Source organism: Bacillus swezeyi (genome assembly GCF_030908325.1).
GTDB classification, from domain to species: domain Bacteria; phylum Bacillota; class Bacilli; order Bacillales; family Bacillaceae; genus Bacillus; species Bacillus swezeyi.
Genome location: NZ_CP133085.1, coordinates 153,818 through 165,000, shown reverse-complemented (window position 1 = coordinate 165,000; position 11,183 = coordinate 153,818). Strand labels below are relative to the sequence as shown.

12 protein-coding genes and 1 rRNA gene (1 of these 13 cut by a window edge) are annotated in these 11,183 nt (G+C 45.0%); 2 read left to right on the top strand and 11 right to left on the bottom strand.

What is annotated here, in order from left to right:
• Positions 1-1,409, bottom strand: a 16S ribosomal RNA gene (locus tag RBH91_RS00950); it reaches 140 nt to the left of the window's first position.
• Between the two features lie 336 nt (positions 1,410-1,745).
• Between RBH91_RS00950 and pdaB the strand changes: the two genes are divergently transcribed.
• A complete protein-coding gene (pdaB, locus tag RBH91_RS00945; protein ID WP_307893123.1) occupies positions 1,746-2,510 on the top strand; it encodes a polysaccharide deacetylase family sporulation protein PdaB in 765 nt (254 codons plus the stop codon).
• A gap of 5 nt (positions 2,511-2,515) precedes the next feature.
• On the opposite strand, the gene RBH91_RS00940 is transcribed toward pdaB, so the two are convergent.
• Positions 2,516-3,115 carry a KinB-signaling pathway activation protein gene (locus tag RBH91_RS00940; RefSeq protein ID WP_076762553.1) on the bottom strand — a complete coding sequence of 200 codons (600 nt, stop codon included), beginning with the start codon at positions 3,113-3,115 and terminating at the stop codon, positions 2,516-2,518.
• A gap of 113 nt (positions 3,116-3,228) precedes the next feature.
• Here RBH91_RS00940 and gerD point away from each other — a divergent pair, with 113 nt between their 5' ends.
• Positions 3,229-3,810: a spore germination lipoprotein GerD gene (gene gerD, locus RBH91_RS00935; RefSeq protein ID WP_307893122.1), complete on the top strand. Its 582-nt coding sequence runs from the start codon at positions 3,229-3,231 to the stop codon at positions 3,808-3,810.
• 70 nt (positions 3,811-3,880) lie between these two features.
• On the opposite strand, the gene RBH91_RS00930 is transcribed toward gerD, so the two are convergent.
• The 9 genes from RBH91_RS00930 to RBH91_RS00890 all read right to left on the bottom strand — a co-directional run bounded on the left by RBH91_RS00930 (position 3,881) and on the right by RBH91_RS00890 (position 11,145).
• Positions 3,881-4,942 carry an Mrp/NBP35 family ATP-binding protein gene (locus RBH91_RS00930; RefSeq protein WP_307893121.1) on the bottom strand — a complete coding sequence of 354 codons (1,062 nt, stop codon included), beginning with the start codon at positions 4,940-4,942 and terminating at the stop codon, positions 3,881-3,883.
• An 87-nt stretch (positions 4,943-5,029) separates the two neighbouring features.
• Positions 5,030-5,743, bottom strand: coding sequence for an N-acetylmuramoyl-L-alanine amidase CwlD (gene cwlD / locus RBH91_RS00925; protein ID WP_076762556.1), 714 nt, complete (start codon positions 5,741-5,743; stop codon positions 5,030-5,032).
• A 103-nt stretch (positions 5,744-5,846) separates the two neighbouring features.
• Positions 5,847-6,290, bottom strand: a complete 444-nt coding sequence (locus RBH91_RS00920; protein ID WP_307893120.1) for a YbaK family protein — start codon at positions 6,288-6,290, stop codon at positions 5,847-5,849.
• A gap of 607 nt (positions 6,291-6,897) precedes the next feature.
• Positions 6,898-7,290 (bottom strand): 30S ribosomal protein S9, encoded by a 393-nt coding sequence (gene rpsI, locus RBH91_RS00915; RefSeq protein WP_076762558.1) that lies wholly within the window; start codon positions 7,288-7,290, stop codon positions 6,898-6,900.
• A gap of 20 nt (positions 7,291-7,310) precedes the next feature.
• A complete protein-coding gene (gene rplM, locus RBH91_RS00910; protein WP_026586045.1) occupies positions 7,311-7,748 on the bottom strand; it encodes a 50S ribosomal protein L13 in 438 nt (145 codons plus the stop codon).
• A gap of 159 nt (positions 7,749-7,907) precedes the next feature.
• The gene (gene truA, locus RBH91_RS00905; protein WP_307893119.1) at positions 7,908-8,651 is read right to left on the bottom strand and encodes a tRNA pseudouridine(38-40) synthase TruA; all 744 of its coding nucleotides are present in this window, start codon (positions 8,649-8,651) and stop codon (positions 7,908-7,910) included.
• A gap of 9 nt (positions 8,652-8,660) precedes the next feature.
• Positions 8,661-9,458 carry an energy-coupling factor transporter transmembrane component T family protein gene (locus RBH91_RS00900; RefSeq protein WP_307893118.1) on the bottom strand — a complete coding sequence of 266 codons (798 nt, stop codon included), beginning with the start codon at positions 9,456-9,458 and terminating at the stop codon, positions 8,661-8,663.
• Positions 9,455-10,324, bottom strand: a complete 870-nt coding sequence (locus tag RBH91_RS00895; RefSeq protein WP_307893117.1) for an energy-coupling factor ABC transporter ATP-binding protein — start codon at positions 10,322-10,324, stop codon at positions 9,455-9,457. Before RBH91_RS00895 ends, RBH91_RS00900 begins: the two co-directional genes overlap by 4 nt.
• Positions 10,300-11,145 carry an energy-coupling factor ABC transporter ATP-binding protein gene (locus tag RBH91_RS00890; RefSeq protein WP_307893115.1) on the bottom strand — a complete coding sequence of 282 codons (846 nt, stop codon included), beginning with the start codon at positions 11,143-11,145 and terminating at the stop codon, positions 10,300-10,302. Before RBH91_RS00890 ends, RBH91_RS00895 begins: the two co-directional genes overlap by 25 nt.
• Positions 11,146-11,183 lie beyond the last annotated feature (38 nt).

Here is an 11,183-nt window from a genome sequence, read left to right as displayed (position 1 = left end):
GCGGTGTGTACAAGGCCCGGGAACGTATTCACCGCGGCATGCTGATCCGCGATTACTAGCGATTCCAGCTTCACGCAGTCGAGTTGCAGACTGCGATCCGAACTGAGAACAGATTTGTGGGATTGGCTGAGCCTCGCGGCTTCGCTGCCCTTTGTTCTGTCCATTGTAGCACGTGTGTAGCCCAGGTCATAAGGGGCATGATGATTTGACGTCATCCCCACCTTCCTCCGGTTTGTCACCGGCAGTCACCTTAGAGTGCCCAACTGAATGCTGGCAACTAAGATCAAGGGTTGCGCTCGTTGCGGGACTTAACCCAACATCTCACGACACGAGCTGACGACAACCATGCACCACCTGTCACTCTGCCCCCGAAGGGGAAGCCCTATCTCTAGGGGTGTCAGAGGATGTCAAGACCTGGTAAGGTTCTTCGCGTTGCTTCGAATTAAACCACATGCTCCACCGCTTGTGCGGGCCCCCGTCAATTCCTTTGAGTTTCAGTCTTGCGACCGTACTCCCCAGGCGGAGTGCTTAATGCGTTTGCTGCAGCACTAAAGGGCGGAAACCCTCTAACACTTAGCACTCATCGTTTACGGCGTGGACTACCAGGGTATCTAATCCTGTTCGCTCCCCACGCTTTCGCGCCTCAGCGTCAGTTACAGACCAGAGAGTCGCCTTCGCCACTGGTGTTCCTCCACATCTCTACGCATTTCACCGCTACACGTGGAATTCCACTCTCCTCTTCTGCACTCAAGTTCCCCAGTTTCCAATGACCCTCCCCGGTTGAGCCGGGGGCTTTCACATCAGACTTAAGAAACCGCCTGCGCGCGCTTTACGCCCAATAATTCCGGACAACGCTTGCCACCTACGTATTACCGCGGCTGCTGGCACGTAGTTAGCCGTGGCTTTCTGGTTAGGTACCGTCAAGGTACCGCCCTATTCGAACGGTACTTGTTCTTCCCTAACAACAGAGCTTTACGATCCGAAAACCTTCATCACTCACGCGGCGTTGCTCCGTCAGACTTTCGTCCATTGCGGAAGATTCCCTACTGCTGCCTCCCGTAGGAGTCTGGGCCGTGTCTCAGTCCCAGTGTGGCCGATCACCCTCTCAGGTCGGCTACGCATCGTCGCCTTGGTGAGCCATTACCTCACCAACTAGCTAATGCGCCGCGGGTCCATCTGTAAACGGCAGCCGAAGCCGCCTTTTATGATTGAACCATGCGGTTCAATCAAGCATCCGGTATTAGCCCCGGTTTCCCGGAGTTATCCCAGTCTTACAGGCAGGTTACCCACGTGTTACTCACCCGTCCGCCGCTAACCTAAGGGAGCAAGCTCCCGTCGGTTCGCTCGACTTGCATGTATTAGGCACGCCGCCAGCGTTCGTCCTGAGCCAGGATCAAACTCTCCATGAAGTTTGATAATGACTACGCACATTCGCATGTGCGATTTATTTAATGAATTAACAGGTACGTTTGTCTTGTTTAGTTTTCAAAGATCATTTCCGCTTTGTTCAGCGGCTTTAATAATATAACATTAAGCCCACTTTATTGTCAATAACTTTTTAAAAATTATTTTCTGGAGCTTTTTCATGTCGGCTGTTCATCAGCGACGAATAATAATATATCACGATTGATCAAATGAAGTCAACCATCTTTTTAAATTATTTCTAATGATGAATTATTGTTATGTTCTATTTTAAACAAGCATAGGATGAAAACAAAGCAGCATGGACAAGGAGGAGTTTTTCTGTGAATCATTTTTATGTGTGGCATATAAAACGGATTAAGCAGCTAATCATTATTGTGATTGCCGCTTTTGCTACAGCAAGCTTTTTTTATATGCAAAACCTGCTCCCTCTTCCTGTGTTTTCAACAGAAAGCGGGTCAAAAGCAGTATATAGAGGAGACGCGGATTCCAATGAAGTTTCCCTTACATTTAACATTAGCTGGGGAGATCAAAAAGCGATGCCGATTTTAAATACATTAAAAGCAAATGGAATAAAGGATGCTACATTCTTTCTTTCCGCTTCATGGGCAGAGCGTCATCCGGATGTTGTGGAAAGAATCCAAAAAGACGGCCATCAAATCGGCAGTATGGGCTATGCTTACAAAAACTATTCGCAAATGAAGAAAAGCGAGATCAAAAAAGACCTGGTAAAAGCGCAAAATTCCTTTCAAAAACTAGGGATTGACGACCTCACGCTGCTCAGACCGCCGACCGGCCAGTTCAATAAAGATGTACTTGATGTCGCAAAACAGTATGGCTACACAATTGTTCATTATAGTATCAATTCCGATGACTGGACGAATCCGGGCGTTCAGAAAATTGTTCAAAACGTCAACGAGACAGTCAATGCCGGTGATATCGTTCTTTTTCACGCTTCAGATTCGGCGAAGCAGACAAAAGAAGCCCTGCCTGAGATCGTTCATCATCTGCGAAGCAAAGGGCTCAAAAATGTAACCGTCAGCGAATTAATCGCCAATACTGACGCTAAATCTTCTGAGGTGAAATAAAAATTTTATGCATGACTCTGATATTTCGGCAGCATTAAAAGCTGAAAAGCATTACAGCTTAATAATGGCAGCAGCATCAAGTAGAGCCAGTCCTCTTCATTCACTCTTAACGCCGGAAACCATTCCATGATCGTAAAAACGATCATTAGAAACAATGCGGAAACAAACGTTTTTTTTGAGGACTGTCTTTGCTTCATATAAGCGGCCGCAAGTCCAAACGCCAATATAAACAAGGGCAGCCAAATATACGGGATGAACGGCCCCCCGTCTTCTGCAAAAAACAAATAGCGTAAATAAATCAAGTCAAACGTGACAAATATAATGAGAAACAGCTGGATCGAATTCCACAAAGAATGAGATCTGAATATCTCAAGTGCAAAACGGTGAACCGTTAAAAAAATCACAAATCCCATTTGGGCAATGACGCTAAAAATCATCCCTACTCCAATGAACCAAAATAAAACAGAAAGAATTTCAAGAACCTCGAAGGACAGAAACAGCTCCTTGTATCTTCCCCACTCTATAGCAAAACCGACAATACTTGTAGTCAAAGCTCCAACACCCAACACAGAAAAGAAAAATCGGACAAGATTACGGCTTTTCATTGTAGACTTCCCAACCCCTATGTTGCCGCTTCAGCAGCGATATTTTGTTATGTATAAATTTATTAAAGACATTCATATTAAAGGTAAGACGAGTTATCGAAAGGAGCTTAAGCATGTTAAAAACCACAATGCTATGGATAAGCTGTTTTCTGTTTCTATCTGTAACAGCTTGTGCTCCCAAGGACCAAGCAGCTGAGATGGACTATGATGAAACAAAAAAAATGGTTGTCGATATATTAAAAACAGATGACGGAAAAAAAGCGATTCAAGAAATTTTAAATGATGACAAATTGAATGAAACACTGGTCATGGATGAAAAGACCGTCAAAGAAACGGTTGAAAAAACACTCACTTCCAAAAAAGGAACGGAATTTTGGAAGAAGGTATTTGATGACCCTAAGTTCGCAGAAGGCTTTGCCAAAACGCTTCAAAATGAACATGAAAAGGTATTGAAGAAACTGATGAAGGATCCGGAATATCAAAAAATGATGATGCAGGTTATGCAGGATCCGGAAATGGCAAAAAAATACGGCGAACTGGTCAAGAGCCAGGAATTTCGAACCCACCTTCAAGAAGTGATAACCGATACCCTGACAAGCCCTCTATATAAAAAGAAGTTTGAAGAAGAGCTGAAAAAAGCGGCTGCCGAAAGCATGAAAGAAGAAATAAAGGGCGGCGAGGAGAAACAAAGCTAAGACGCTACGCCTGTCCTCCTCACCAAAGCTTCTTCATCTGAAGAAGCTTTTCTTCATGCTGCCGTGCTTTTCAGGCTTTTTGACTGATCGATTCATCGATTTTTTTAGCTATATCCAAATAGATGACGCCTGTCGGATGGTCTTGATCATAGACAGATGGTGCAAAATCGTCATCGTCCCAATCAGGCTGCTTTAGCGGAATTTTTCCCAATATAGGAACACTCAGTTCTTCAGCGAGCTTTTCTCCCCCGCCTTTGCCGAAAACATATTCTTTTTCTCCTGTTTTGACACTTTCATAGTACGCCATATTTTCCACAATACCCACGATTTCATGGTCGGTCTTCAAGGCCATTGCCCCTGCTCTGGCGGCGACAAAGGCAGCCGTCGGATGCGGAGTCGAAACAATCACTTCCTTGCAGCTTGGAAGCATTGAATGGACATCGAGCGCCACATCACCGGTACCCGGAGGAAGATCTAAAATAATATAATCTACATCTCCCCATTCGACCTCATGAAAGAAATTATTGAGCATTTTTCCAAGCATCGGGCCTCTCCAAATGACAGGTGCATTGTCTTCAACGAAAAATCCCATGGAAATCACCTTGACTCCAAACCGTTCAACAGGAATAACTTTTTCGCCTTCGATTGTCGGCCGAACGGTAATTCCCATCATGTCAGGCACACTGAAACCATAAATATCGGCATCAATTAAACCGACTTTTTTCCCAAGACGTGCAAGAGAAACAGCCAAATTAACCGAAACCGTTGATTTGCCCACTCCGCCTTTGCCGCTTGCTACCGCTAAAAAAACGGGTTGTTTTTCGCTGTTTAACATTGATGTCCCTTGATCTGGAGCAGGCTCTTGATATTTCATCACGACTTCTTCCGGAAGCTCTTCAAAACGCAGTCCCACCGTCTCTGCACCGGCTTCCTTGAGCCGTGTGACGATTTCCTGCTGCAGCTGCATCTGTTCGGCAGATCCCATTTTTGCGAGCGCCACTTTAACGCTGACATGCTGTTTTTCAGGCTTTATTTTAATGTCTTTGACAGCACCCAGCTCGCTGAGCGGCTTATGAAGAAAAGGCTCGTACAAATCGCCGACTATTTTTTTTACATCGTCTTCTCGCATCATTGAATCTCACCCTTTGTTGTATTCGTTTACAAAATAAGTATAGCATATCTTTCCTTATAGTGTCTTTGACACAAAAAGAAACCCTCCTTATTCAGGAGGTTCTTTGTCTTCTGTAAAATAGCGTAATACACCTTTATAAACGGATGCGGCAATTTTGTCCTGATATTTGGGCTTGCCCAGCTGTTTCGCTTCTTCAGGGTTAGATAAAAACCCGATTTCAACAAGCGCTCCCGGCTTTTTCACATTTTGCATCAGATAAACTCCGTGAATCCGCTTTGCTTTTCGTTTTGTGTTCTCAAGGTTATGCCTTAGTTCATCCTGAATAAATTTGGCCACTCGTTCATTTTCTTCATACTGCCCGTAGAAAAAGCTTTGCGCTCCGCTCCACCTTGCAGAAGGAATAGCATTCAAATGAATGCTGAGGTAAAGGTCGGCTTCTGAGTTATTGATCATATCCACCCGCTTACGCAAATCTTCCGCTTTCCTTCTGCTCAGCCCTCTCGTTTCTTCTGGAGCAAGATCATGATCGTCTTCCCGGGTCAGCATCACCAGAGCTCCCTGCTCCTGAAGATAGTCTCTGATTCTCAAAGAAACCTCGAGCGCCACGTCTTTTTCGAGAAGGTCTCCGCCTGATGCGCCTCCGTCAGCGCCTCCATGACCCGGATCAATGTAAATGATCTTTCCGCTTAATGGCAGATTCCATGATTTCCATGAATCATCATTATGGAATTGATACTGAAATAAACATAATAAAACGACAAAGCCAAGTAAAAACCCGAGCCATTTTATCTTTTTCTTCATCCCTTTCCCTCCCGCTTGTCCTTACTACAAGATATGGGGCAAGGAAGGGAAATATGATTCGGCTTGGCCGCCTTTTGGACAAAACTTTTTGTGCGGGCTCCGATTATTTGAGACGGAGCTTAAAGCGTTTTTCCCGTTGGCTGAAGCCTTCCTTCCACCAGCCTTGAATAAAGTGTTCACAAGCATCATACAGCAGTTCGTGGGCGATTGTATTATTGAATGCCTCCGACCAGCTGACAGCATATTCATAAAGCTCATGCAAAAGCAGCTTTTCTTCCTTCTCTGAGCGCACCATCGCTTTTTGTACAGATTCCCCGTGATAGCCGAACTTTCCGTACTCAGCGCCCAGCAAGTACGCTTCAATCGCAAAATCAATACAGCCGTCATATAAGATGTCGGTATGTTTTGAAAAATAGTGAAAAAGAGGAGCAAAGCATTCCTCTGCCGTTGTCACCATTTTTTCTAAAGAGAGTTCACGAAGCAGCTTCTTTTCCAAATTCACCTGCTTCTTTTGTTTTTCATTAATGAAGGATAATACCATCCCCATAACACCGCCTCCTTTTTACCCTGTATTGTGCAGTCAGGGGGCGGAAATCATGCTTGTCTATAGAAGGGAAACGGAGGAAGAAGCCGAAAATATTAGAAGGGGAAGTTATAGGAGCAACCGTGCGGCCCTGTTTGTTCCCAACGGCTGATATTGTACAAATTAAATCCCCCTTCAAATCAATAACAGACAATTATCTAGGACTTAGACAGCAGAATATACGATCTTGAATGAAAACGATGATTAAGAAGCGATTTGCCTTGACCATCTTCCGCCTTACAGCAGAAAGGATTATGATTTATCCTTCAACAGCCGATTCTTATACGGATTGTCTTTAGTAGAGCAAAGGTGTCGGCGGATTTTATGAATATGAATGTAAACAGAGCTGTCAGCCTTTTGCTTCAACAGCTTTTACAGCCCAAGCAGCACCCTTTTATCCTGGTGAAACGGTTGAGCAGATTCCAAATGTACTTCGCCGGCATACTGCATTAGACAGGGGAAGACACCCCGGCCTGAATCATTTTAAATGGAGACCTTTTATCAGCAACATCTCAAAAGCCGAAAAAAGACCCCCAATCCAAAGGATTGAGAGTCTTTGAAACGCCAATAATTAACGTTTTGAGAACTGAGGTGCACGGCGTGCGCCTTTAAGTCCGTATTTTTTACGTTCTTTCATACGAGCGTCACGAGTCAGAAGACCAGCGCGTTTAAGAGTTGAACGGTATTCTGGATCTGCTTCAAGCAAAGCACGAGCGATACCGTGACGGATTGCTCCTGATTGACCAGATAAGCCGCCTCCATGTACGTTTACTAAAACATCATAGGTTCCAGCTGTTTCAGTCAAAGTTAATGGTTGTTTGATATCTTCGATTAGAGCTGCAGACGGGATGTGTTCGCTGATTTCACGATTATTAACGACGATACGACCTTCTCCTGGAACTAAACGCACACGCGCTACAGAACTTTTACGACGGCCAGTACCGTAATATTGAACCTGTGCCAAATTGGTAACCTCCTTTTTAATTAACCGCGAAGTTCGTAAACTTCAGGTTTTTGTGCTGCATGTGGATGCTCAGAACCACGGTATACGTTCAATTTTTTGAACATTTGACGACCTAGAGAACCTTTTGGAAGCATGCCTTTGATAGCAAGCTCAAGCATTTTCTCAGGGTAGTTTGTACGCATTTCAAGAGCAGTTCTTGATTTTAATCCGCCTGGATGTTGAGTGTGACGGTAGTAGATTTTATCAGTTAACTTTTTACCAGTTAACTCGATTTTTTCAGCGTTGATGATGATCACATGATCTCCAGTATCAACGTGTGGTGTGTAAGTCGGTTTGTGTTTTCCGCGAAGGATAGATGCAACTTCTGTAGAAAGACGTCCTAGAGTCTTTCCAGCAGCATCAACAACTAACCACTTGCGTTCAATAGTGCTTGCGTTAGCCATAGGTGTTGTACGCATTGAATTTCCCTCCTAAAAGATCTGTCAATTTCAATAAACTTTGATTACGTTCTATTTCACAACACAATAAGTTCCGGGGCTTATCGTGGGGTTGAAATACATACCATATGATATCTTATAACTTTCTGTACTCTCTGTCAAGAAAATGTTACACCTGGTTTAGTTGTCATAGATTACGTTCCATAGGTATAGTCCATGAGCCGGTGCAGTGCGCCCCGCGGCATCGCGATTTTGGGCGGCAATCATCTTTTTGATATCATCCGGATAAAATTTCCCAGTCCCGACATCAAGCAGTGTTCCGACGATAATTCTGACCATATTATACAAAAATCCGCTCCCCACAATCCTCATTTGCAGACCTTCTTCGGTTTCAGACCATTCCAGTTCGTAGATCGTTCTGACCTTATCCTTCACCTCGGTTTTGGCCGTGCAAAAACTTGTGAAATCATGGGTGCCGACCAAATAACGGGATGCCTCTTTCACCTTCTCCATATCAAGCTCATACGGAACATGGTATGCATAATATCGTTTAAAGACATCTGGAAATCTGCCTTTGTAAATCATATAGCGATATTCTTTTTTCTTCGCAGAAAACCTCGCGTGAAATTGATCATCGACGGCTTCCGCTTTGTTTACAGCTATATCATCAGGAAGCAGGGCATTTAAAGCATAAGGCCATTTTGCTTCCGGGATGGAGAGCGTGCTGTCAAAATGAATCGTCTGTCCGACCGCGTGAACGCCGCTGTCGGTTCTGCCGGATGAAACAACGGAAATACATTCCTTCGCTTTATGAAGGGTCTTTAGCGCCTTTTCCAGCTCGTTTTGAACCGTTCTTTGCCCAGGCTGAACCTGGTAGCCGAAAAAAAGGTGTCCGTCATATGAAATGGTGCACTTCATTCTCATGTCTATCACCTAAGTCCGCAAAAGGATTAGTAAAACTGCAAGAACACCTAACATCAGGAGCACGAAAGTATCCTTCCATTTCCACGTCAGCTGTCTGTACTTCGTGCGGCCCTCTCCTCCCCGGTACCCGCGTGCTTCCATTGCGGTTGCGAGCTCTTCAGCTCTCTTAAACGCACTGACAAACAGAGGCACGAGAAGGGGGACGACCGCCTTGACGCGTTCTTTGACAGGACCGTTTGTAAAATCTACACCTCTCGCCATTTGCGCCTTCATGATCTTGTCCGTTTCTTCTATAAGCGTCGGAATAAATCTTAGTGAAATGGACATCATTAAAGCGAGTTCATGAACGGGCAGCTTCAGTTTTTTAAACGGACCGAGCAAAGTCTCGAGCCCATCGGTTACTTCGATCGGAGTGGTTGTTAATGTCAAAAGTGTTGTGATCATGATCAAATAAATAAAACGAAGCGAAATAAAAATTCCTTGTACGAGCCCCTGCTCATAAATCTTAAATAGACCGAGCTCGGCGATCACAGGCCCTTCCCGGGTCATAAAAATATGCAGCAGAAAAGTAAACAGCACAATCCAGATAACCGGCTTCATTCCTTTCAAAAGGAAACGGGCCGGAACGCCTGACAAAGCGGCTGTCAGAAGCGTAAATACGCCGAGAAGTGCATATGTTTCTGTATTGTTCGCGAAAAAAACGATAAAGACAAAAAGGAAAATGGTCAACAGCTTAGCGCGCGGGTCAAGACGATGAATGAACGAGGAACCGGGTACATACTTGCCGATAATGATACTGTCTATCATAAGGCATTTTCCTCCTGAAAGAGCGCTTTTATTTCAGAGGCTGCCTCTTCAATCGTCAGGATGGGCTCTTTGAATGTAACGCCGAGCGCCTCTTCCAGCCGCTTCTGAAATTTAATCGTTTCCGGCAGGTCAAGGCCTAAAGCGGCTAATTCATCACTCTTTGAAAAGATCTCGCGCGGCGATCCTTTTGCTTTTACAGTGCCTTTGTGCATCACGATCAGCTCATCTGCATAAGCGGCCGCATCCTCCATGCTGTGTGTGACGAGAATCGTCGTCAGATTCCTTTGCTTGTGAAGACGGTAGAACATGTCCATGATCTCTTTGCGCCCTCTCGGATCAAGACCTGCCGTCGGTTCATCAAGAACAAGAACCTCCGGCTCCATCGCCAGCACTCCAGCAATTGCCACTCGGCGCATCTGTCCTCCGCTCAGCTCAAATGGAGAACGGTCTGACAATTCTTCATCCAACCCAACAAGCCTCAGCATTTCTCTGGCCTTTTCTTTGGCTTTCTCCTGGCTCATCCCAAAATTGATGGGCCCAAAGGCAATGTCCTTTAAGATCGTCTCTTCAAACAGCTGATGTTCGGGAAACTGAAAAACAATGCCGACCTTCTTGCGCAAGGCTTTTAAATGTTTATTCTTTTTGCCTGGTTCAAGCACATCTTTGCCAAGGCGAATCTGTCCTTTTGTCGGCTTTAACAGCCCGTTCAGGTGCTGAAGCAATGTTGACTTTCCCGATCCTGTATGACCGATAACGGCGACATAGCTTTCTTCCTTGATCACAGCATTGACATCGTAAATCGCCAAGCGTTCAAAAGGCGTTTTCATCTGGTATCGGTGTTCTACATCTTTGATCTCAATGTCCATAGCTCACTCACCAATCCTTCTTGTGTCAGATGATCGCCCTTCACACCCAGGCCGTTTTCTTTCAACAGTTGGCTCAGCTGAAAAGAAAAAGGCAAATCGAGTCCGATATCAATGAGGTCTTTGTTGAGACGAAAGACTTCTTCAGGAAGACCCTCGGCATATTTCTTTCCGCTATTCATGACAATGATCCGGTCAGCTTTTGCCGCTTCATTTAAATCATGCGTAATCGAAATGACGGTAACCATTCCTTGGTCTTTTAGCCGTCTGACCGTTTCGAGCACTTCTTCTCTTCCCATCGGGTCAAGCATTGAAGTCGCTTCATCAAGAATCATGATATCCGGCCGGGCGGCAAGCACTCCCGCAATCGCAACGCGCTGCTTTTGTCCTCCTGAGAGATGGTGCGGCTCTTGATCGAGAAATTCTTGCATGTTCACTTGTTGAACAGCCCAATCAACCCTTTCCACCATGTCTTCTCTTGGAATTCCGTTGTTTTCTAAACCAAAAGCCACATCATCGCGAACGGTTGTCCCGACAAATTGATTATCGGGATTTTGAAAGACCATGCCGACTTTTTTTCTGATATCCCAGACCGTCTCTTCTGTCAGCTCGATACCTCCGACTTCAATCGATCCTTCATCAGGCATAATCAGACCGTTTAAAGCCCTGGCAAGCGTCGATTTCCCTGAACCATTATGACCGACAACCGCAAGCCATTCTCCCTTTGAAACATGGAAAGATACATGATCAAGCGCAGGTCTGTCTGCGTCTTTTTGGTAGCGGAAAGTAATATCCTCTACAGCAATTAATCGTTCTTGATTCATTTGCCCATCCGGCCTCCTCTCCTCTAAAGCTCAACTGA

What these genes read in the sequence shown, in the direction of transcription:
- RBH91_RS00900 (WP_307893118.1), bottom strand. Translation starts at nt 9,458, where the DNA reads ATGATAGACAGTATCATTATCGGCAAGTATGTACCCGGTTCCTCGTTC.
- RBH91_RS00940 (WP_076762553.1), bottom strand. Translation starts at nt 3,115, where the DNA reads ATGAAAAGCCGTAATCTTGTCCGATTTTTCTTTTCTGTGTTGGGTGTT.
- RBH91_RS00890 (WP_307893115.1), bottom strand. Translation starts at nt 11,145, where the DNA reads ATGAATCAAGAACGATTAATTGCTGTAGAGGATATTACTTTCCGCTAC.
- rplM (WP_026586045.1), bottom strand. Translation starts at nt 7,748, where the DNA reads ATGCGTACAACACCTATGGCTAACGCAAGCACTATTGAACGCAAGTGG.
- RBH91_RS00930 (WP_307893121.1), bottom strand. Translation starts at nt 4,942, where the DNA reads ATGATGCGAGAAGACGATGTAAAAAAAATAGTCGGCGATTTGTACGAG.
- gerD (WP_307893122.1), top strand. Translation starts at nt 3,229, where the DNA reads ATGTTAAAAACCACAATGCTATGGATAAGCTGTTTTCTGTTTCTATCT.
- RBH91_RS00920 (WP_307893120.1), bottom strand. Translation starts at nt 6,290, where the DNA reads ATGGGGATGGTATTATCCTTCATTAATGAAAAACAAAAGAAGCAGGTG.
- cwlD (WP_076762556.1), bottom strand. Translation starts at nt 5,743, where the DNA reads ATGAAGAAAAAGATAAAATGGCTCGGGTTTTTACTTGGCTTTGTCGTT.
- RBH91_RS00895 (WP_307893117.1), bottom strand. Translation starts at nt 10,324, where the DNA reads ATGGACATTGAGATCAAAGATGTAGAACACCGATACCAGATGAAAACG.
- truA (WP_307893119.1), bottom strand. Translation starts at nt 8,651, where the DNA reads ATGAGAATGAAGTGCACCATTTCATATGACGGACACCTTTTTTTCGGC.